The organism is Thiogranum longum (assembly GCF_004339085.1).
In the GTDB taxonomy this organism is placed as follows: Bacteria; Pseudomonadota; Gammaproteobacteria; order DSM-19610; family DSM-19610; genus Thiogranum; species Thiogranum longum.
On record NZ_SMFX01000001.1, the window covers coordinates 749,803 to 770,993 of the forward strand.

Here is a 21,191-nt window from a genome sequence, read left to right on the forward strand (position 1 = left end):
TTTCTTCGCTTATCCGGTATTGCGCATACCGCTTGCGATGGCGTTGATGGATCGCAGCAGGGGTTCCATCCAGCGTTCCCGCTCGTCCTCGTCGGCATTGTCATCCCGCACCCGGCTGAGCAGTTTGACCTGGATGTGATTTAGCGGATCAAGGTAGGGATCGCGGCGAGACAGGGACAAGGCCAGTGCCGGCATGTCTTCCAGCAGGTAATCGATACCCGAAACCTTTTTCACCAGTTCCAGCGTCCGGTCATGTTCCTGGCGAATCTGCCGGTAGATAGCCCGGGCCTGCTGCGGGTGTTCGCTAAGTGACACATACTGCCTGGCAATTTCCATTTCAGCCTTGGCCAGTGACATCTGGGTGTTACCGAGCATGGCACGGAAGTAGGGCCATGCCCGGTACAGGTCGCGCAGTTTGACAAGATTGGTTTCACTCTGGCTGGCAAAGCTGTGCAATGCGCTGCCTATCCCGTACCAGGCCGGTAGTGTGTGGCGTGACTGTGCCCAGCCGAACACCCAGGGAATGGCCCGGATGGAACTCTTGGAGCGGTCCAGTTTCTTGCGGTGACTGGGGCGCGAACCAATATTGAGCAAGCCAATTTCCGACACCGGTGTGCACTCATAAAAATAGTCCAGCAATCCCTCGGTACGATCAATCAGATCGCGGTAGGCATCTTCGCCGTTTTGTGCCAGTAGCGACATGATGTCGGCGTATTCATTATCATCAGCCGGCTCCGGCTTCAGTAGATGGCGGCTTGCCTTGAGAAGACCGGTTACGCCCATCGTCAGCTCGTAGATGGCAGTTTCTTCATTACTGTACTTGTAGGAAAGGACTTCACCCTGTTCGGTAAACTTGACCTGGCCGTGTACCGTGCCGGCCGGTTGCGACAGGATGGCATCGTGGGTCGGACCGCCACCACGCCCCAGGGTGCCGCCACGACCGTGGAACAGACGGCACTCGACGCCGTGACTGTCGGCAATACGAATGATTTTCTGCTGTGCCTTGTAAAGACTCCAGCCGGAAGCGAGTATGCCGCCGTCCTTGCAGGAGTCGGAATAGCCGAGCATGATTTCCTGCAGGTTACCCGATGCGCTGAGCAGGTTAACGTACACCGGCTCATCGAGCAGGCGGGTCATGACTTCCTCGATATGAGTCAGGTCTTCAATGGTTTCGAACAACGGGCTGATTTGTATATTGCAGAACCATTCGCCATTACGTTTGCCGGCCAGCCCACACAATGAAGCCAGCCACATCAGTTCAAGTACATGGCTCGCGCAGTGAGTCATGGAGATGACATAAGTACCAAATGCCTTGGCGCTGACTTCGTTGCGCATATTGGCCATTACATCGAGCACCTGCAGGGTTTCCTGGGTGGGCTCGCTCAGGTTGCTGCGATCAGCCGGCGCGCCGGATTCACTGATCAGTTTGCACAGTAATGCAATACGTGCATTCTCATCCAGTTCTGTGTAATCCACGCCTGTATGTAGTTGCGAGTGCAGTTCGGCAACAGCCTCACTGTGACGGGTTGATTCCTGGCGGATATCGAGGTGCAACAGGAAGAAACCAAAGGTTTCCACCAGGCGGATCAGGTCCAGCAGATCGGCGCGGGCGATAGCCTCGTCGCCATGTGAAATCAAGGAATCGCTGATCAGTTCCAGGTCGGCGAGAAATTCCTGTTCATTGACATAGCGCCAGGGAAAATCACTTTCGTCCACCTGACCGGGGTTTTCGATACGCGCACGGGTAAGATCCAGATTGTGATGCAGACGGTTATGGATGATGAACAGCTTGCGCCGATAGGGTTCGTGCGAAAAGCGGTTCGGGTGTTCGCCGGAAATACCCGGCCAGCGTTCCAGGTCGTGATCAATACTCTTGATGAATGCAGTGCTGAGTTTTACCAGGCGACTGGAATGAGTGAGCTTGCTACGCAGGTCTTCAACCCGGCGCAGGTATTCACACAATACTTCGCTCATGTGCTGGCGCAGGGCATATTCGGTGGTGGCAGGCTTGACGAAGGGATTACCGTCACGGTCACCACCGATCCAGGAACCAAACTGCAAAATACTGGGCAGTTGCACACCTTCCTTTTTTCCATACACACGCTGTATCGACTGGTCGAGGTAACGATAGACGCGTGGTACGGCATTAAACAGGCACTCGCGGAAATAGAACAGGCCGTTACGAATTTCATCCTCGACCGTTGGTTTATGAACGCGAACTTCATCGGTTTTCCACAGCACCTGGACCTGGTTTCGCAGGTCACTGATGACCAGCTCCCGTTCAATCTTGCCCATGCGCGGGCCGTCGAGTTTTTCGGCGGTCAGAAAAATACCTCGCAACGCGTGCATCACAGCACGACGTTTGGATTCAGTCGGATGGGCGGTGAACACGGGCAGATACAGTGTGCGGTCGAGCAGGGACTGGATTTCATCAGCGCTGATACCCTGGTCATTGAACTCCCGCAGGGTGTGATCAAATGACCCGCGCCACAACGGGCCGCCCTGGCGCACATGGCGACGGCGTTCCTTGTGCTGGAAAGCTTCCTCGGCAATGTTCACGAGGCTGAAGTACAGGTTGAATGCGCGCACCACGTGACTGAGGGTATCCGGTGCAAGCTGGTCGATCTTTTTTGCCAGACGCGCACGCAGTGGGGGGTTGTCCTCCTTGCGCAGGCGGATATAACCTTTGCGCAATGTTTCTACGGCGCCAAGGACATCCTGCCCTGCCTGACTTGCCAGAACTTCACCAAGCAGATTGCCGAACAGGCGGACGCGGGAACGCAGTTCCTTGTCGCGGGGCGGGGGCGTGATCTGTGACTGTGCTGGCATATAGCTACTTCTTTGTTTAAAAAGGAGAATTTCCACCTAGACAGGGCGAATTGCCCGGAAAAGGGCGCGCCATTATACCGTGTTCCGGGAGTGAGCGAGCGAAGCCAGGAAATATTATTTAAAACAATTAATTACATTGTTTTCATGGGGCTTTACGGGCTGGCGGGAGCCAGTCTGGTGTACAGGTCAAGGTACGCGGCTGCACTCCGCGTCCAGGAGAAATCCTGTTGCATGCCGGTTTGCATCAGCTGTTTCCAGCGGTCGGGTTCGGCATAGAGGTCAAGGGCGCGATCGATGGCGCCGAGCAGTGGTTTTGGTTCCGGTTTGTTGAACACAAAGCCGGTGGCAGTAGCGGCCGCGAGGTTCTCGCTGCTGGCATCGGTCACCGAATCAGCGAGCCCCCCGGTATTGTTTACAATCGGCGGGGTACCGTAGCGCAGGCTGTAGAGCTGGTTGAGTCCACAGGGTTCGAAACGCGAGGGCATCAGGAAGGCATCGGCGCCGGCTTCCAGTTGGTGCGATAGCGCTTCGTCATATTCGATACGCACACCTACCCGCTCCGGGTATTGTTTGCCGGCATCACGCAACGCGGCTTCCAGTGCCGACTGGCCGGTTCCGAGAATAATCAGTTGCAGGTGACGTTGCAGCAGCTGGGGCAGCAAGTCCAGGATCAGGTCGATGCCTTTCTGGTCGACGAGTCGGCCAACATGCGCAAATACCGGCACAAACGGGTCATCGGGGAGACCAAATGCCGCCTGTAGTACGCGCTTGTTTTCCAGCTTAAGGCGCAGGGTGCGTGCGGTATAGCGGCGGGCAATCAACGGGTCGCGGCTGGGGCTCCATATCCGGTAATCAACACCGTTGAGGATACCGCTCAGGTGAGATTTACGGCGTGTCAGCAGGCCTTCCAGCCCACAGCCGAATTGAGGGGTACAGATTTCTTCGGCATAGCGCGGGCTGACGGTATTGATCCAGTCCGCGAAGACCAGGCCGCCCTTTATAAAAGACAGGTGGCCATAAAATTCCAGGTAGTTCATGGCCCACCACGTTTGCGGCAGTCCGAGGCGCTCGAATGCCGGCCTGTCGAACAGTCCCTGGTAGGCAAGATTGTGTATGGTGAACAGGGTAGCCGGGCGTTCCGCCTCGAGTGACAGTAGCGCTGGCACCAGGCCGGTCTGCCAGTCGTTGCAGTGCACCAGCTGTGGCTGCCAGTCCAGCCCGGCGCGGTTCATGGCCACGGCACAGATAACGCGTGAGAACAGGGCAAAGCGATCGGCATTGTCCGGCCAGTCGGTTCCATCCGGCTTGCTGTAGGGCCCACCTTCGCGGTCGAAATATTGCGGGCAGTCGACCAGGTACAACCGCACCCGCGTGTGTGGCAGGCGGCCCTGCAGCAGGCGTACCGGATTGTTTGCACCGGTTACCTTCAGTGTGGCAATAGTCTTTAGCGTACCTGCGGCTTTCACGGCTGCTGGATACGCCGGCAGGATCAGGCGTATTTCTTGCTTGGAATTACGGATGGCGCGTGGCAGGCTGCCGGATACATCGGCAAGGCCTCCCGTTTTGATCAACGGGTGCGCTTCACTGCTGGCGAACAGGATATCCATGAATATTGGACGCAGGTCTCGGTGACGGGGAAGCGTATTCTAGCGCAAGGCGGCACAGTGCGGCAGTTGCAGCGTGCGGCCGTCAATGTGACTATTGTTTCCGGCGCTGGTGTGGATAGTTTCCGGCAGCTGGATATCTGTACCGGAACGGATGTGCCCTGTCGGTACGGGGCCTGGAAAAGGTTAACAGGACGACATGGAAGACTGCACCTACGTAATATTTGGCGCGACCGGGAATCTGTCACGCATCAAGCTGATTCCGGCGTTGTATCACCTGGATGCCGCCGGGCGTTTGACGGATGGCATGAAAGTGGTCGGTTTCGGGCGCCGTGACTGGGATGACGGGGCCTGGCGTTCACAGGTACGCGGCTGGCTGGCGGAAAAGCAGACTGAAGCGGATGTGCTGGAGCGTTTCCTGGCCCGCTTTCACTTCTGCCAGGGCGATCTGGCTGATGAGGCGGCGTACCCTGCCTTGAGGGAAATGCTGCTCGGAGAGAATGATTTTTCCCATAATATCGTTTTCTACATGGCTATCCGCCCCGCTGAATTTGGCAAAGTCAGCAGGAAACTTGGTGAATGCGGACTGGCCGGTGAAAAAGGTGGCTGGCGCAGGCTGGTGATCGAAAAACCTTTCGGTTATGACCTTGAGAGCGCGGAAAGTCTTAACCATAGTCTGAGTCGTGACTTCAGGGAGTCACAGATCTACCGCATTGATCACTACCTTGGCAAAGGAACCGTGCAGAATGTTCTGGTGTTCCGGTTTGCCAATCTGATGCTCGAGCCGTTGTGGAACCGGAATTATATTGACCATGTACAGATCACCCATTCCGAATCACTCGGCACCGAGGGGCGTGCGGGTTATTACGATGGTGCAGGAGCCCTGCGCGACATGATCCAGAGTCACCTGTTGCAGGTATTGACGCTGGTAGCCATGGAACCACCGGCCAATCTGGATGCCGAGTCGCTGCGCGATGAGAAGGTGAAAGTATTGCGTTCCATCCGCCCGATCCCGCAAAGCGCTGTAAATGCACACGCCGTGCGTGCGCAATATACTGCCGGCAAGATAAATGGCGAAAAGGTACCGGGTTATCTCGATGAACCGGATGTACCGGAGCACAGTGTCACAGAGACCTATGCCGCCTTGAAATTGTTCATCGATAACTGGCGCTGGCGCAATGTGCCGTTCTTCCTGCGCACCGGCAAGCGCATGGCGAAGGGTAACTCGATGGTGGCGATCCGTTTCAAGCACCCGCCGCAGCAGTTGTTCCGGGAAACACAGATTGAACAGCTCGAACCGAACTGGATATTGATGAACCTGCAGCCGAACGAATGTATCCGTATGGAAATGCAGGTCAAGCAGAATGGTCTGGAAATGCGCACTGAAACCACTCGCCTGGATGCCAGTTATTGCGGCATCAATCCCGATCAACTGGATGCCTACGAAGCGCTTTTGCTGGATGTGATCGAGGGCGATCACTCGTTGTTTCTGCGTTATGACGAGGTCAGCTGGGCATGGAAGGTCGTTGACCCCATTCTCAAGGTCTGGTCTGTAGAGCGTGACTACATCACCGGTTACAACGCCGGCAGTTGGGGTCCGCCGGAGGCGGATCGACTGTTTTTGCGTCAGGATCAGTACTGGCGTAATACGCTGGATGGCAACGACGAAGAAGCCTCCTGATTTCATGGATTCGATTTTTGATCGTTAACGGATAAACAAAACCAGATGATTCGATTGACAGAGAAACCTGCCTGGAAGGCACTCCAGGCGCACTTTGACGAGATTGGCGAATTGCATATGCGCCAGTTATTCGAGGAAGATCCCGGGCGTTTCGAGCGTTATACCCTGCAATGCTGCGAACTGTTGGTGGATTACTCAAAGAACCGCATCACGGACAAGAGTCTCGACTTGCTGATTCAACTGGCAGAACAGAGCGACCTCCCGCAATGGATTGAGCGTATGTTCACCGGTGAAAGGATCAACTTCACCGAAAACCGGGCGGTGTTGCACACAGCGCTACGTAATCGCTCCAATACGCCGGTCTGTGTTGATGGCAAGGATGTGATGCCGGACATAAACCGTGTCCTGGCACAAATGCGCGAATTTACAGAGTCTGTACGCAGTGGTGAATGGAAAGGCTGCAGCGGAAAAGCGATTACGGATATCGTGAATATCGGTATCGGTGGCTCAGACCTGGGGCCGGTGATGGCGACGGGTGCGCTAAAGCCTTACAGCGGTTCGCTGAGAGTGCATTTTGTTTCCAATGTGGACGGGAGCCAGATCTGTGACACGCTGGCAGAACTGGATCCAGAAACGACATTGTTTCTGGTGGCATCCAAGACCTTCACCACCCAGGAAACACTTGCCAATGCGCACCAGGCGCGGCGCTGGTTGCTGGACAGTGCGGTGGACGAAAGTGCAGTGGCAAAACATTTTGTCGCCATGTCGACCAATGTAAAAGAGGTCACGGCATTCGGCATTGACCCGCAGAATATGTTCGTGTTCTGGGACTGGGTTGGTGGGCGCTATTCCTTGTGGTCGGCAATCGGATTGTCGATTGCACTCTATATCGGCATGGATGCATTTGAGCAAATGCTGGAAGGCGCACACGAGATGGACAAACATTTCCGTCATGCGCCATTGAGAGAAAACATACCGGTCATACTCGCCATGCTGGGTATCTGGTACCACAATTTTTTCAATGCGGACAGTCATGCCATCTTCCCGTACGATGAACATTTGCACCGCTTGCCGGCCTACCTGCAACAGTGTGATATGGAAAGTAACGGCAAGCGCATTACCCGTGATGGAGAAGTGGTCGATTACCGTACCGGTCCGATCATCTGGGGTGAGCCGGGCACTAACGGACAGCACGCCTTCTTCCAGCTGATTCACCAGGGAACCCTGCTGGTGCCCGCGGATTTTCTGACCGGGGCTACGGCACACCACACACTGGATGAGCAGCAGAAGATCCTGTTTTCGAATTTTATCGCGCAGACTGAAGCGCTGATGCGTGGAAGAACTGCCGCAGAGGCGCGTGCCGAACTGGAAGCGCAGGGGCTTTCCGAAGATGAGATCAGCAGGCTGCTACCGCATAAGATATTCCCGGGAAATGAGCCGACCAATTCGATTATCTACCCAAAGTTGACGCCGGGAGTGCTGGGAATGCTGGTTGCCATGTACGAGCACAAGGTGTTTGTGCAGGGTATTGTCTGGCAGATCAATTCTTTTGATCAGTGGGGTGTAGAGCTGGGCAAACAGCTTGCGCAAGTTGTACAGAAGGAGCTGGACGAGGCCAGTATTGCAGGTCATCATGACAGTTCTACTCAGGGGCTACTGAATTTTTACCTGCATCGTGGAAAGGGGTAACGGGGGTTGGCGAAGGAATCGCCGGAAATTGAGACCAACAAGGAGACGTTATGGCAATTTCATCATCTATATCAAAGACGCGGGAGCGCCGTGCTCGCGACGAATACCAGCTGGGTATTGCATTTTTTCATAAAAAGCAGTGGCGTACCGCAACACGACATTTTTCACAGGCGGAACACAAGTGCAGCCGCGATGATGTACACCTTCAGTGCTATAAGGCGTGGCACGGTGTGTCACTGGTATACAGCGGTGATGTCAGTGGCCTGAACCTGTGCCGTCATGCGGCAGCGAATGAAAATATAGATGCCACGGTATTCCAGAATCTCGCACTTGCCGAGCTTAAGTTACGCCATCGCAAGCGTGCCTGTGGGGCTGTGAAGCGTGGTCTTATGATAGATCCGAAACATCGCGGCCTGCTCAAGCTGCATAAAAATATGGGCGCGCGCCGTCAACCTTGCCTGGTATTCCTTGACCGCAATAACCCGCTCAACAAATGGCTGGGCAAGGTGACTTACCGCCGGGCAAAGAATGCCGTTGCAAGGCGTTAACCGGTAAAGCTGCCTTCCAGGCTGCCGGGTATACGAAATTCAGCAAAAAATTTGCAGATATGTGCCCAATGAGGCCGAAGATGCGCGATATGCAGGACGGGTGCGGGTGTTTCCCGCTGGATTGGCCGGTTTTTTCTGCGACTTTCGCCCATATCACCTATAATCGCCCCGAAGCCGGCCGGACAATCGCTGTGGTGTTTCGCCAGAGAGGAAAGTCCGGGCTCCACAGGGCAGGGTGCCAGGTAACGCCTGGGAGGCGCAAGCCTACGGAAAGTGCCGCAGAAAACATACCGCCGATGGCCTTCGGGCACAGGCAAGGGTGAAAAGGTGCGGTAAGAGCGCACCGCGCGGCTGGTAACAGTCGTGGCAGGGTAAACCCCACCCGGAGCAAGACCAAATAGGGGAACATTGGCGCGGCCCGCGTCGTTCCCGGGTAGGTCGCTTGAGGTGCACGGTGACGTGTGGCCCAGATGAATGATTGTCCTCGACAGAACCCGGCTTACAGGCCGGCTTCATTTAATTTTTTGAATTCGTCATTCCGGCCTGCGCCGGCATGACGGAAAATGAAACGATGAGTGCATGAGCGGAAAAGTATTTATAAAGACCCACGGTTGTCAGATGAACGAGTACGATTCGTCGAAAATGGCGGATGTGCTGGCTGACGCTCATGGTCTGGAGCTGGCCGCTTCGGCCGAGGAAGCCGATGTGTTGTTGTTGAACACCTGCTCGATCCGCGAAAAAGCGCAGGAGAAGGTGTTTTCCCAGCTCGGCCAGTGGCGTGAGCTGAAAGAACAACGTCCGGATATTCTGATTGGTGTCGGTGGCTGCGTGGCCAGCCAGGAAGGCGAGGCCATTCGCAAGCGAGCGCCCTTTGTAGACCTGGTGTTTGGCCCGCAGACCCTGCACCGTCTGCCGGCCATGATCACTGAAGTGCGTTCACGGCACAGTGCCGTGGTGGATGTATCCTTCCCCGAAATCGAGAAGTTTGACTGCATGCCGGAGCCGCGTGTAGATGGCCCCACGGCCTTCCTGTCCGTTATGGAAGGTTGCAGCAAATACTGCACGTTTTGTGTTGTGCCCTATACGCGCGGTGAAGAAGTCAGTCGCCCCTTTGACGATATTCTTGCAGAAGCCGTGGCGCTGGCCAGCAAGGGTGTGCGCGAGGTCAATCTGCTGGGCCAGAATGTCAATGCCTACCGGGGGAGTATGGACGACGGTTCGCTTGCCGACCTTGCGTTACTGATCACCTATATAGCCGCTATCGAGGGTATTGATCGTATTCGCTATACAACATCCCATCCCCAGGAAATGAGCGATAGTCTGATTGCTGTGTACGGTGAAGTGCCGGAACTGGTCAGTCACCTCCACCTGCCGGTACAAAGTGGTTCTGATCGCATACTTGCTGCCATGAAGCGCAACCATACGGCCCTGGAATACAAGTCGAAAATACGCGGCCTGCGTGAAGCGCGCCCCGGCATCAGCATGTCTTCGGATTTTATTATCGGTTTCCCCGGGGAGAGCGATGCTGATTTCGAGGCAACCATGAACCTGATTGCAGAAATCGGCTTCGATAATTCCTACAGCTTTATCTATAGCCGGCGCCCCGGCACTCTGGCCGCCGAATTTCCTGATGATGTGTCTCACCAGGTCAAAAAGCAGCGTCTTGCGCGCCTGCAGGCGCGCATTGCCGGCATGGCTGCGGATATCAGTACAGCCATGGTCGGAAGCGAACAACGTATCCTGGTAGAGGGTCCGTCACGCAAGAATGCTGCGCAGATGGCCGGTCGTACCGAAAACAACCGGGTGGTAAACTTCGATGGTGGTAGCGAGCTGATTGGTCGCTTTGTGCGTGTACGCATTGTTGAGGCGTTGCCCAATTCCCTGCAAGGCGAATTCCTGGCTGTGGATGACCCGCTCGCTGCCGATAATCTGGTTAACTGGGGCTGAAGCCTCGCAACATACAACGACTCTTGGATCCTGAACCCTCTTCCTATTCGCTGACACTCGAACCCGCTGATAATCAGCGGCTGGCTTCCCTGTGCGGCCAGTTCGATGAGCACCTGCGTCAGCTTGAACGTCGCCTGCACGTCGAGATCAGCAACCGTGGCAATCGCTTTCATATCGTAGGTATCGACCAGGCGCCGCATCTTGCGGGTAATGTGCTCCAGGATCTCTACGATGCAACGCGCGAAATGCCGTTGACGCCGGAGCGTGTGCACCTCTACCTGCAACAGGCCGGGCTTGACGTGCGTGATATCACGCCGGGTGATGATGAGCCGCAGGACATGCTGATTCACACTCGCCGCTGCACCATAAAGCCCCGTGGCGGCCACCAGCAGGATTATATTCGCAATATTATCGAGTACGACGTTAACTTTGGTATTGGTCCTGCCGGTACCGGAAAAACCTACCTTGCCGTGGCTTGTGCCGTACAGGCGCTGGAACATGAAACTGTGCGGCGCCTGGTACTGGTGCGTCCTGCTGTCGAAGCCGGAGAGCGACTTGGTTTCCTGCCCGGCGACCTGACCCAGAAGGTCGATCCCTACCTGCGTCCACTATATGACGCGCTGTACGAAATGCTTGGCTTTGAGCGTGTGGCAAAACTCATTGAGCGCAATATTATCGAAATTGCACCACTGGCATTCATGCGCGGACGAACACTCAACGATTCCTTCGTTATCCTCGACGAGGCGCAGAACACCACGACGCAGCAAATGAAAATGTTCCTGACTCGTATCGGTTTTGGTTCTACAGCGGTGATCACAGGTGATGTGACACAGATTGATTTGCCCGGCCATGTAAAGTCCGGTCTGCACCATGCCAGTGAAGTACTGGAAGGGGTGTCAGCTATCGGCTTTACCCGTTTCGATACCCGGGATGTCGTGCGGCATCCACTGGTGCAGAAGATACTCAATGCCTATCACCGTTTTGAAAAAGAGTCAGGGCAATGACTGACTCCCCGGTTATGCTTGAGATCCAGCGGGCAAGCGATGATACGGCCTTGCCGGAAGCAGCGGATCTTGAGCGTTGGGTGCGGGCTGCACTGGACGATATCGGGCAGCCGGTGGAACTCGTCATCCGTATTGTCGACGAGGAAGAGGGTCGTGAACTGAACGACCGTTACCGTGGCAAGAATAAACCGACCAATGTATTGTCCTTTCCTTTTGAGGCACCACCTGAAGTCGAGAGCCATCACCTTGGTGACCTGGTGATCTGCGCATCGGTTGTGTCACGTGAGGCCGGGGAGCAGCGCAAGGTGCTGAATGACCACTGGGCACACCTGGTGGTACACGGTCTTTTGCATTTACGCGGTTATGATCACCAGACTGAAGAAGAAGCGCAATTGATGGAGTCACGTGAAAGAACTATTTTGCAGGAGCTGGGTATCGAAGATCCGTATCGTCAAATTGACGAAGTGGAGCAGGGATAGTCCATGAGTGAAAAAACGTCTAACGGTAACAAGCTTTCCTGGTTCGAGCGGATCGGGCAGCTATTGAAAGGAGAGCCCCGGGACCGGGACCATCTGATCCAGTTGTTGCGTGAGGCCCAGGTGCGTGGCCTGTTCGATGCCGATGCGCAAAGCATGATCGAGGGTGTGCTGGCTGTGTCCGATATGCAGGTGCGGGATATCCTCATCCCGCGCTCGCAAATGGTGGTGGTCAACCGTAATGACAGCCCGGAGGACATCATCCCTGTAGCAGTCGAATCCGGGCATTCACGTTTTCCTGTTATTGGCGATGACCGTGACGATGTCATCGGGGTGCTGCTCGCAAAGGATTTGCTGCGTTACACCTCAAGGAATGGCGGTGAACAGTTTTCCCTTCGCGATATTTTGCGCAAGCCGGTGTTCGTGCCGGAGAGCAAGCGGCTGAATGTTCTGCTAAAAGAGTTTCGTGCCAGCCGTAATCACCTGGCGATTGTTGTCGATGAGTACGGTAGCGTTGCCGGGATGGTGACGATTGAAGATGTGCTGGAACAGATCGTCGGAGAGATCGAGGATGAGCACGATATCGATGAAGATACGTTTATTCGCAAGCACAGTGATGTCAGTTATACGGTCAAGGCACTGACACCCATTGATGACTTCAATGAATATTTCGGTACTGACTTCAGCGGGGAGGAGTTCGACACGATAGGCGGCCTGATCACCCACGAGTTCGGACACCTGCCCAAACGTGGAGAAACCATCATCCTGGGCAACCAGAGTTTCCAGGTAACCAATGCCGATAACCGGCGTATCAACCTGCTGAAAGTCACCCTGCTGCTCAACCCCAACGCAACCGGCGCAGCGTCTTCCGCCGACTGATGGCGATAGCGGCAAAACTGCGGGTCGTGTTCGCTGCTTTTCTGTGCGGCGCAGTGATGCCGCTGGGGTTTGCACCCTATGGCCTGTATTTTGTGCCGATCCTGGCGCTTGCCGCTTTTGCCTTGCTGCTGTTTCCTCTGCGGCCCAAAGAGGCGTTTCTGGCCGGTTGGAGCTTTGGTCTCGGCCAGTTTGGCGTCGGTGTTTCCTGGGTCTATATCAGCATTTATCTCTACGGCAATGCCGGTCTTCCGCTGTCGCTTGCCGTAATGCTCTTGCTTGTGGCGTTTCTGGCGCTCTACCCGGCGCTCATGTCGTGGCTGCTTGCGAAAGCACAGGCAGGTTCTGCCGCCCTGTTTTATATTGGTTTGTTCCCGGCTGCCTGGGTTTTGTCGGAGTGGTTGCGTTCCTGGCTATTCACCGGGTTTCCCTGGCTGAACCTCGGGTACAGTCAGATCGACAGTTTGCTGGCCGCCTTCGCCCCTGTGTTTGGCGTCTATGGCGTGGGCTGGATAACAGCATTATTCGCCGGATTGCTGGCGGCGTTGCTGCGGGCGCCGGGCTGGCCGAGGTTTGTCACGCTGCCGGCAATGGCCCTGATTGTACTCGCTGGCCTGGGGCTGAAACATCAGGACTGGACGGATCTCGGCACCGACTCGCTACACGTTACCCTGGTGCAGGGCAATATCCCCCAGGATATGAAATGGAGGCCGGAACAACAGGCCGCTACGCTCGAAACCTATGTCGACCTGACTCGCGCCCACTATGACAGTGACCTGGTGGTATGGCCGGAAACTGCAATCCCGGCCTTCTATGATGAGGTTGCAGAAACTTTCATCAAGCCGCTGTCGGAACAACTCCGTGCGAATGATGTGTCACTGATTACCGGTATCCCGGTGCTGGACCGTGATCACTGGAAATATTACAACGCCGTCCTTAGCCTGGATGCACCGGACCACTTTTACTACAAGGTGCACCTGGTACCATTTGGCGAATATCTTCCATTACGAGACTGGCTGGCCGGTATTCTTGGCTTCCTGCCTGTCCCCGAGTCCGACTTCAGTGCAGGCAGCCCCGATCAGCGGCCGTTACAGGCTGCAGGGTTCCCCGTGGGAGTTTCTATCTGTTACGAGATCGCTTTCGGCGAACAGTTGATCAAGGCATTGCCGGAAGCTTCCCTGCTCGTGAACGTCAGCAATGATGCATGGTTCGGTGATTCACTGGCGCCACACCAGCACCTTGAAATGGCGCGTATGCGTGCCCGTGAAACGGAGCGTTATGTGTTACGCGCCACCAATACGGGTATCTCCGCGATTATTTCACCTGATGGAAAACTGAAGGCACGCAGCCGGCAGTTTGAAACAGAAACTATCAGCGCGGAGGTCGAGCCACGCCATGGTGCTACCCCCTATGTTCGCTGGGGTAACTGGCCAGTGGTCAGTGGTGCGTTATTGCTGATTGGTGTGTTGTTGTGGCGGATCAGGGTTGCTGCGGTGAGAGGCTGACAAGAAGCTGGTTTATCGCCGATGCATCACTATGTGTAACAACAACCTCTGCTCCGGCGAATGAAGTACCCAGCGGGTGGTAATTGCGCAGCTGGCTCTCCAGTACTTCGATATCAGCTTCCGAGGCCTCTTTCTGGTCGCTCTCGCGAGCGATTACCCGCTCACGCAGTTCCTGCACCGGTGCCTGACAATCGATAATCAAACAGCGAGCCGATCGGCTTTTGGCCAGATCAATAAATGGCACGAGTCGCGTTTGTTGAAGAAAGCTGGCATCAATAATGACATGGTGTCCGGCATCCAGCAGTACGGCAGCCAGTGATTTCAGGTGCCGGTAGGTTAGTTCACTGCCTGTGCGGTTATAAATACCCTGGTCGATCCCTGAGCTGCTACGGCTATCTGTTGCCAGTCCGTGCAAACGTTTTCGCTCAATATCAGACCGCAGGCGAATGGCGGGCAGGCTTTCCAGAAGTGCCTGGCTGACACGGGTTTTCCCCGACCCCGAGAGTCCGTGCATCAGTATTAGCATGGGAGATGGTGGTTTGGTATAGCGTTCGGCCAGCGCAAGATAGGCACGGTACTCCTTGAGCATGGATGCCTTTGATGTGCTATCTATACCTGCCTGGTATGCCCGCAGGCAATCAACCTTGGCGCGTACCATGGCGCGATAGACAAGGTAATACCGCAACAGTGTGATGCCGGCATAATCCCCGGTTTGTTCCAGCCAGGTATTGAGGAAACGGCTTGCCAGGCCGGGTTGTTCGCGATGGTCCAGATCCATGACCAGGAAAGCCACCTCGCTGATAATATCGATCCAGCGCAGGTTGTCGTTGAACTCGATACAGTCGAATGCGACAGGTGTCTCGTTTACCAGTGCGATATTGCGCAGGTGCAGGTCTCCATGGCATTCGCGGATAAAACCCGTATTCTTTCGGGTCTGTAATATTGTCTGAAGTTTACGGAATGTTTCACGCGACCCGTTGCGCAGGGATGACAGTCGTGATTGCTCGCCGGTTTCTTGTCTGCAATCCTGGATCTGGCTGAAATTCTCCTCCACCGGTGCCTGTATCGCTGCAGGTGTACCATAGTGTGAATCCGGAGTGGCGACAGCGGCATTCATGTGAAACCTCGCGATGCGCAAGCCAAGTGCGTCCATGTGAGCAGATCCCAGCTGGCCTGCATCAAGCAAACGATCGAATTGCGACGCCTGATCGAATTCGCGCATACGTACGGCATACTCAATGACCTTGCCCTCACCACCCAGCTCCGGTCCTGCGGTGACGGGGACAACTTCGAGGTATAACTCCGGTGCCAGCCGACGATTGAGGCGTAATTCCTCTTCACAAAAGTGCTTGCGTTTTTCCAGTGTGGAAAAATCCAGGAAGCCGAAATTGACCGGCTTCTTGAATTTATAGGCGAACATCCCGGTCAGCAGGACGATAGAAATATGCGTCTCGATAGTCTCGAAACGCGTCACCGGGTGTGGAAACAACGCCGGTTGTTGCAGTGTCTGGACGAGTTCGTGGAGCCTGTCGCTGATTCTGTCGGTCATCCTGGCTGTTTTCCTGTCCGGTCGGGTGGTGTGGATACGAGTCTAGTCCTCCTTTATCGCCCTGTTTATGACCGGGATCAATGGAATAAACCGGCCAGGGTCGGTGAGTTGTGTTGTTTGCCGGCCACCCGGTACGGTATTCTTCCCGCCTTTGAACCCAGAGACAGGCACACCGGATGGACGAGAGTTACAACCCCCAGGAAATCGAGGCGCGGATCCAGCAAGACTGGGAGCAGGAAGGTACCTACTGCGCCAGGGAGGACGATTCCCGGGAAAAATACTATTGCCTGTCCATGTTCCCGTACCCCAGCGGCCGCCTGCACATGGGGCATGTGCGTAACTATACTATCGGCGACGTAATTTCCCGCTACCAGCGAATGCTGGGTAAAAATGTGCTGCAGCCGATGGGCTGGGATGCCTTTGGCCTGCCGGCCGAGAATGCCGCCATCAAGAACAAGGTACCACCGGCCAAATGGACGCTGGAGAATATCGATTATATGCGTGGTCAGTTGAAACGCCTCGGTTTCGGCTATGACTGGGAGCGTGAGCTGGCAACCTGTGACCCGGAGTATTACCGCTGGGAACAATGGTTTTTCACCCGGCTTTATGAAAAAGGCCTGGTCTACAAAAAAACGGCGGTGGTCAACTGGGATCCCGTTGACCAGACGGTACTGGCCAACGAACAGGTTATCGACGGCAAGGGCTGGCGTTCCGGTGCCCCTGTGGAGCGCCGCGAGATTCCACAATGGTTCCTGAAGATCACTGACTATGCCCAGCAACTGCTCGATGACCTGGACCAGCTGGACGGCTGGCCCGAGCAGGTGCGTACCATGCAGCGCAACTGGATCGGTCGCTCTGAAGGCGTGGAATTGCAGTTCGGGATCGAAGGTGAGGAAGAACCGTTGACCGTTTACACCACCCGTCCCGATACGCTGATGGGTGTGAGTTATGTGGGTATCGCCTCGCAACACCCGTTGGCAAAGAAAGCGGCGCAGAACAATCCTGCCCTGCAGGCCTTTATCGATGAATGCGCACGCACCAGGGTAGCTGAAGCCGATATGGCCACACTGGAGAAAAAGGGTGTGGATACCGGCCTGAAAGCCATTCACCCGGTAACCGGTGAAAGTGTGCCGGTATGGACAGCCAATTTCGTACTGATGGAATACGGCTCGGGTGCGGTGATGGCCGTACCGGCCCACGACCAGCGTGACTGGGAGTTTGCGCAACAATATGGTCTGCCTGTAAAACAGGTGATTTACCCGGTGGATGATTCGGTGGAGGCAGACGTCAGTCAGGCAGCATTTACCGAAAAGGGTATCCTTCAGCACTCCGGTGAATTTGACGGCCTGACCTCGGAACAGGCCTTTGATGTCATTGCCGCGTGGCTGGAAAAACACGGCAAGGGCAGGAAGACGGTCAATTTCCGCCTGCGCGACTGGGGTGTGTCCCGGCAGCGTTACTGGGGTTGCCCGATTCCCATGATCAATTGTCCGTCCTGTGGCCCGGTGCCGGTACCGGAAGCGCAGTTGCCGGTCGAGCTGCCGCGCGATGTGGTCATCGAGGGTACCGGCTCGCCGCTGAAAACGGACCGGAGTTTTATTGATGTAGCTTGCCCCGTTTGTGGAGGCAAGGCAGAACGTGAGACAGACACCTTTGATACCTTCTTTGAATCCTCCTGGTATTACGCCCGCTACACCTGCCCGGATGCGAAAGACAGCATGCTGGATTCACGCGTGGATTACTGGTCACCGGTCGACCAGTATGTCGGTGGAATTGAGCACGCCGTGTTGCACCTGCTTTATGCGCGATTCTTTAACAAGCTGATGCGTGATCTTGGTCTGGTCAAACACGATGAACCGTTCACGCACCTGTTGACCCAGGGTATGGTCAACAAGGACGGTTCCAAGATGTCCAAGTCAAAGGGTAATACTGTGGACCCGCAATCGCTCATCGAGCAGTATGGTGCGGATACTGTACGCCTGTTCATGATGTTTGCCGCGCCACCGGAACAATCGCTGGAGTGGTCGGATTCCGGTGTGGAAGGTGCGTCACGTTTTCTCAATCGCCTGTGGAAGGCGGTTTACCGGCATGTGTCCGCAGGTGCGACAGTCGTGCTGGATACAGATACACTGGACGACAGCCAGAAAGCTTTTCGTTTCAAGTTACATGAGACGATCGGCAAGGTTAGCGACGACATCGGGCGTCGTTATACGTTCAACACCGCGATTGCAGCCAATATGGAGCTACTGAACGAAACAGGGAAATTTGCCGACGATTCCGGGCAGGGTCGGGCATTGGTGCAGGAAGCACTGGAAGCTTCTGTTTTGATGTTATCGCCAATTGTGCCGCATATCGCCCAGGTATTGTGGGAAGCGCTGGGTCACCGGGATGAGCCAGTCGTCAATGCGCGCTGGCCGAAGGCTGATGCCAGTGCACTGGTGCAGGATAGCGTACAACTGGTTGTGCAGGTCAACGGAAAAATGCGTGGAAAAATCAATGTGCCGGCGGGTGCAGATAATGACAGCATTATAGAGACTGCCGTGCAGGAGCCCAATGTGCAGCGCTTTGTCGAAGGCAAGACAATACGAAAGCAGATTGTGGTGCCGGGACGTCTGGTTAACCTGGTGGTGGGGTAGTGCCATGTTGATGAATCGCCTTTTATCCATCACCGTTCCTGCGCTGGTGGCTTTATTGCTGGTGCAATTATCGGCATGCGGCTTTCAACTGCGTGGTAGTGTCGAATTACCACCCGTACTCAAATCCACCTTGCTGCAAGCCAAAGACCCCTGGGAGGGTGTTGCCGCTGCATTGCGTGTTGAACTGGAATCCTCTGGTTCCCGTATTACAACAAACGCTGACGAAGCGACAGCCATACTGCGGCTGGAAAATGAGCGCTCACAGCGAAGAGTATTGTCGGTAGGACGAGGTGGCAAGGCCAGCGAATATGAACTGTTTGAGGAGGTGACATTCTCGCTACAGGATAACAAGGGGCAAGTGCTCCTTGAGCCCCAGACTTTGCGCCTGACCCGCGACCTGGTTTTCGATGAAAACCAGTTGCTCGGCAAAGTGTCGGAAATCGACGAGCTGCGCAAACAGATGCGTCGTTCCCTTGCGCGTCAGATTATCACTCGTATCCGCACCAGTCTGCAGGCGCATGAGCCAGCTGCGCCCTGAGCAGTTGGCGGCCGGGCTTGGCAAGAGGCTGGCACCGGTTTACTTCATCTATGGTGATGAAACGCTGCTGGTCAACGAGTGTGCCGATGCAGTACGTACGGCAACCCGGGACCAGGGCTATGCCGACCGCCAGGTGTTCAGTGTTGAGACCGGCTTTGACTGGGACTGCCTGCTGGCAGCCGCCGACAGCCTCTCGTTGTTTTCCGAGCAGCGCCTGATGGAATTGCGCCTGCCAACCGGCAAGCCGGGACGGCAGGGCGCGCAGGTATTGCGCGATTATGCAGAACGCCCTCCGGAAGACACCGTACTGCTGATTGTCTCCGGCAAGCTGGAGCCGGCCGCACGCCGAAGCAAGTGGGTGCAGGCACTGGAAAAAGCGGGAGTGAGTGTGCCGGTATGGCCGGTAGGCTTACGTGAATTACCGGGCTGGATCGATGCGCGCATGCGCCGTCATGACATGCACGCCGGACGTGAGGCCTTGCAACTGCTGGCTGATCGCGTGGAAGGTAATCTGCTTGCCGCTGACCAGGAAATCGAGAAACTGTTTCTCCTGCATGGGCCCGGAGAGGTTTCGCTGGAGGATATCGAATCACTGGTGACAGACAGTGCCCGCTACGACATTTATGGCCTGGTGGATATGGCCATGGCCGGAGATGCGGCGCACACCCAACGCATACTGGGCGGGCTGCGCGCCGAGGGTGTGGATCCGGTGCTGGTATTATGGGCGCTGACACGCGAGATTCGTTCACTGGCGGGTATGGCGCGCGATATCCAGACCGGTACCCCGCCAGGTCAGGCCATGGCAGCGCGACGTGTCTGGGACAAACGAAAACCCCTTGTCAGCGGGGTTTTGCAGCGCATCCGTGGTCGCCAGTGGTGGGCCATGCTGCAACGTTGTGCCCTGATCGACCGGGTGATCAAGGGCCGTGCGGCGGGCAGTGCATGGGATGAGCTGTTACAATTGGCACTTCGACTGGCGGGTCGTGCGCCGATCCGTCCTGCAGAGATACCGGGTTATGACTGAAACTGCGCAAACTGAACAATTTGATGTTGCCACCTATATGCAAACGCTTGGCCGTCAGGCGCGTGTCGCTGCACGTGCGCTCAGCCGTGCCGAAACCGGTGCGAGGAATACAGCGCTGCACGCCATTGCCGACGCCATACTGGCCAGTCGCGAAGTGCTGAAAAGCGAAAACCGGAAGGACATGGATGCCGGTCGTAAACACGGGCTGGACGCTGCCTTGCTGGATCGCCTGGAACTGACAGACGCACGTATCGACGCCATGGCCGAAGGTTTGCACCAGGTTGCTGCATTACCGGACCCGGTCGGTGCCATCAGTGATCTCGACTATCGACCCAGTGGTATCCAGGTCGGACGCATGCGCGTACCGCTGGGTGTCATCGGTATTATTTACGAGTCCCGTCCCAACGTTACAGCGGACGCCGCGGCACTGTGCCTGAAAGCGGGAAATGCCTGCATACTGCGTGGTGGCTCAGAGGCGCTGCACGCCAACCAGGCGATTGCGCGTTGTATAGAGCAGGGGCTGGAGAAAGCCGGCTTGCCGGTGACGGCTGTGCAGGTGGTTGCAACCACTGATCGCGCGGCTGTGGGTGAATTATTAAGACTGGAAGGTAGCGTGGATGTCATTGTGCCGCGCGGTGGCAAAGGTCTTATCGAGCGCGTGATGCAGGAATCACGTATCCCGGTGATCAAACACCTGCACGGTGTTTGCCATACCTATATTGATGACCAGGCGGATATCGACAAGGCAGTGAAAGTCGCGTTCAACGCCAAGACCCAGCGCTATGGCACCTGTAATACCATGGAAACCCTGTTGGTGGCCGATGGCATTGCCGGGCGCGTGTTACCGGTGCTGGGCAAGATGTACCAGGACGAGGGTGTGGAACTGCGCGGTTGCGAAAAAACCTGCCAGATACTCCCTGGTATCAAGCCTGCAACAGAAGCCGACTGGGATGAAGAGTATCTTGCCCCTGTTCTGTCGATCCGGGTGGTCCATGATATGGACGCTGCCATGGACCATATCGATCGTTACGGTTCGCAGCATACCGATGTCATTGTTACCGAGAACGTAACCCGTGCGCGTCGTTTCCTGCGTGAAGTGGATTCCAGTTCTGTCATGGTCAACGCCTCATCGCGTTTCGCCGACGGCTTTGAATACGGGTTGGGTGCGGAAATCGGTATCAGCACCGACAAGCTGCACGCACGCGGACCGGTCGGTCTGGAAGGGCTGACGACACTCAAGTTTATTGTGCTGGGTGATGGTCACATTCGTACATAACACACCGCA

The 21,191-nt window shown here is 55.8% G+C and carries 15 protein-coding genes and 1 other RNA gene; 13 read left to right on the forward strand and 3 right to left on the reverse strand.

Annotated features, from left to right (window positions below):
• Positions 1 to 9 precede the first annotated feature (9 nt).
• Together ppc and glgA are read right to left on the reverse strand one after the other, a co-directional pair.
• The gene (gene ppc, locus DFR30_RS03725; RefSeq protein WP_132971393.1) at positions 10 to 2,829 is read right to left on the reverse strand and encodes a phosphoenolpyruvate carboxylase; all 2,820 of its coding nucleotides are present in this window, start codon (positions 2,827 to 2,829) and stop codon (positions 10 to 12) included.
• Positions 2,830 to 2,981: 152 nt separating this feature from the next.
• Positions 2,982 to 4,436, reverse strand: a complete 1,455-nt coding sequence (gene glgA, locus DFR30_RS03730; RefSeq protein ID WP_132971394.1) for a glycogen synthase GlgA — start codon at positions 4,434 to 4,436, stop codon at positions 2,982 to 2,984.
• Between the two features lie 196 nt (positions 4,437 to 4,632).
• Here glgA and zwf point away from each other — a divergent pair, with 196 nt between their 5' ends.
• From zwf to lnt, 9 genes are all read left to right on the forward strand, one after another.
• Complete coding sequence (gene zwf, locus DFR30_RS03735) at positions 4,633 to 6,114, forward strand: glucose-6-phosphate dehydrogenase (protein ID WP_132971395.1); 1,482 nt, start codon at positions 4,633 to 4,635, stop codon at positions 6,112 to 6,114.
• 45 nt (positions 6,115 to 6,159) lie between these two features.
• Complete coding sequence (gene pgi, locus DFR30_RS03740; protein WP_132971396.1) at positions 6,160 to 7,803, forward strand: glucose-6-phosphate isomerase; 1,644 nt, start codon at positions 6,160 to 6,162, stop codon at positions 7,801 to 7,803.
• A gap of 50 nt (positions 7,804 to 7,853) precedes the next feature.
• Positions 7,854 to 8,351, forward strand: coding sequence for a hypothetical protein (locus tag DFR30_RS03745; RefSeq protein WP_132971397.1), 498 nt, complete (start codon positions 7,854 to 7,856; stop codon positions 8,349 to 8,351).
• 170 nt (positions 8,352 to 8,521) lie between these two features.
• Positions 8,522 to 8,869: RNase P RNA component class A (gene rnpB, locus DFR30_RS03750), an RNA gene on the forward strand.
• Between the two features lie 61 nt (positions 8,870 to 8,930).
• Positions 8,931 to 10,298 (forward strand): tRNA (N6-isopentenyl adenosine(37)-C2)-methylthiotransferase MiaB, encoded by a 1,368-nt coding sequence (gene miaB / locus DFR30_RS03755; RefSeq protein ID WP_132971398.1) that lies wholly within the window; start codon positions 8,931 to 8,933, stop codon positions 10,296 to 10,298.
• A 23-nt stretch (positions 10,299 to 10,321) separates the two neighbouring features.
• Positions 10,322 to 11,302: a PhoH family protein gene (locus DFR30_RS03760; protein ID WP_132971399.1), complete on the forward strand. Its 981-nt coding sequence runs from the start codon at positions 10,322 to 10,324 to the stop codon at positions 11,300 to 11,302.
• A complete protein-coding gene (gene ybeY, locus DFR30_RS03765) occupies positions 11,299 to 11,781 on the forward strand; it encodes an rRNA maturation RNase YbeY (RefSeq protein ID WP_132971400.1) in 483 nt (160 codons plus the stop codon). The genes DFR30_RS03760 and ybeY overlap by 4 nt, the downstream gene beginning before the upstream one ends.
• A 3-nt stretch (positions 11,782 to 11,784) precedes the next feature.
• Positions 11,785 to 12,657 carry an HlyC/CorC family transporter gene (locus tag DFR30_RS03770; RefSeq protein ID WP_132971401.1) on the forward strand — a complete coding sequence of 291 codons (873 nt, stop codon included), beginning with the start codon at positions 11,785 to 11,787 and terminating at the stop codon, positions 12,655 to 12,657.
• A complete protein-coding gene (gene lnt, locus DFR30_RS03775) occupies positions 12,657 to 14,159 on the forward strand; it encodes an apolipoprotein N-acyltransferase (RefSeq protein ID WP_243640668.1) in 1,503 nt (500 codons plus the stop codon). The genes DFR30_RS03770 and lnt overlap by 1 nt, the downstream gene beginning before the upstream one ends.
• Here the strand turns inward: lnt and DFR30_RS03780 are convergent.
• Positions 14,134 to 15,708, reverse strand: a complete 1,575-nt coding sequence (locus DFR30_RS03780; protein WP_132971402.1) for a bifunctional aminoglycoside phosphotransferase/ATP-binding protein — start codon at positions 15,706 to 15,708, stop codon at positions 14,134 to 14,136. The two genes, lnt and DFR30_RS03780, sit on opposite strands and share 26 nt — an antisense overlap.
• A 176-nt stretch (positions 15,709 to 15,884) precedes the next feature.
• Between DFR30_RS03780 and leuS the strand changes: the two genes are divergently transcribed.
• Genes leuS through DFR30_RS03800 form a run of 4 tightly spaced genes read left to right on the forward strand, consistent with a single transcriptional unit; the run spans position 15,885 to position 21,182 of the window.
• Positions 15,885 to 18,344 carry a leucine--tRNA ligase gene (gene leuS / locus DFR30_RS03785; RefSeq protein ID WP_132971403.1) on the forward strand — a complete coding sequence of 820 codons (2,460 nt, stop codon included), beginning with the start codon at positions 15,885 to 15,887 and terminating at the stop codon, positions 18,342 to 18,344.
• 4 nt (positions 18,345 to 18,348) lie between these two features.
• Positions 18,349 to 18,882 (forward strand): LPS-assembly lipoprotein LptE, encoded by a 534-nt coding sequence (locus DFR30_RS03790; protein ID WP_165869081.1) that lies wholly within the window; start codon positions 18,349 to 18,351, stop codon positions 18,880 to 18,882.
• Positions 18,863 to 19,906 (forward strand): DNA polymerase III subunit delta, encoded by a 1,044-nt coding sequence (gene holA, locus DFR30_RS03795; RefSeq protein WP_132971405.1) that lies wholly within the window; start codon positions 18,863 to 18,865, stop codon positions 19,904 to 19,906. Before DFR30_RS03790 ends, holA begins: the two co-directional genes overlap by 20 nt.
• On the forward strand, positions 19,899 to 21,182 hold the full coding sequence (locus DFR30_RS03800; RefSeq protein WP_132971406.1) for a glutamate-5-semialdehyde dehydrogenase: 1,284 nt from the start codon (positions 19,899 to 19,901) through the stop codon (positions 21,180 to 21,182). Before holA ends, DFR30_RS03800 begins: the two co-directional genes overlap by 8 nt.
• The last annotated feature ends 9 nt before the right edge of the window (positions 21,183 to 21,191 follow it).

What these genes read in the sequence shown, in the direction of transcription:
- holA (WP_132971405.1), top strand. Translation starts at nt 18,863, where the DNA reads ATGAGCCAGCTGCGCCCTGAGCAGTTGGCGGCCGGGCTTGGCAAGAGG.
- DFR30_RS03745 (WP_132971397.1), top strand. Translation starts at nt 7,854, where the DNA reads ATGGCAATTTCATCATCTATATCAAAGACGCGGGAGCGCCGTGCTCGC.
- DFR30_RS03790 (WP_165869081.1), top strand. Translation starts at nt 18,349, where the DNA reads ATGTTGATGAATCGCCTTTTATCCATCACCGTTCCTGCGCTGGTGGCT.
- DFR30_RS03800 (WP_132971406.1), top strand. Translation starts at nt 19,899, where the DNA reads ATGACTGAAACTGCGCAAACTGAACAATTTGATGTTGCCACCTATATG.
- ppc (WP_132971393.1), bottom strand. Translation starts at nt 2,829, where the DNA reads ATGCCAGCACAGTCACAGATCACGCCCCCGCCCCGCGACAAGGAACTG.
- DFR30_RS03770 (WP_132971401.1), top strand. Translation starts at nt 11,785, where the DNA reads ATGAGTGAAAAAACGTCTAACGGTAACAAGCTTTCCTGGTTCGAGCGG.
- pgi (WP_132971396.1), top strand. Translation starts at nt 6,160, where the DNA reads ATGATTCGATTGACAGAGAAACCTGCCTGGAAGGCACTCCAGGCGCAC.
- zwf (WP_132971395.1), top strand. Translation starts at nt 4,633, where the DNA reads ATGGAAGACTGCACCTACGTAATATTTGGCGCGACCGGGAATCTGTCA.
- leuS (WP_132971403.1), top strand. Translation starts at nt 15,885, where the DNA reads ATGGACGAGAGTTACAACCCCCAGGAAATCGAGGCGCGGATCCAGCAA.
- lnt (WP_243640668.1), top strand. Translation starts at nt 12,657, where the DNA reads ATGGCGATAGCGGCAAAACTGCGGGTCGTGTTCGCTGCTTTTCTGTGC.
- ybeY (WP_132971400.1), top strand. Translation starts at nt 11,299, where the DNA reads ATGACTGACTCCCCGGTTATGCTTGAGATCCAGCGGGCAAGCGATGAT.
- glgA (WP_132971394.1), bottom strand. Translation starts at nt 4,436, where the DNA reads ATGGATATCCTGTTCGCCAGCAGTGAAGCGCACCCGTTGATCAAAACG.
- DFR30_RS03780 (WP_132971402.1), bottom strand. Translation starts at nt 15,708, where the DNA reads ATGACCGACAGAATCAGCGACAGGCTCCACGAACTCGTCCAGACACTG.
- miaB (WP_132971398.1), top strand. Translation starts at nt 8,931, where the DNA reads ATGAGCGGAAAAGTATTTATAAAGACCCACGGTTGTCAGATGAACGAG.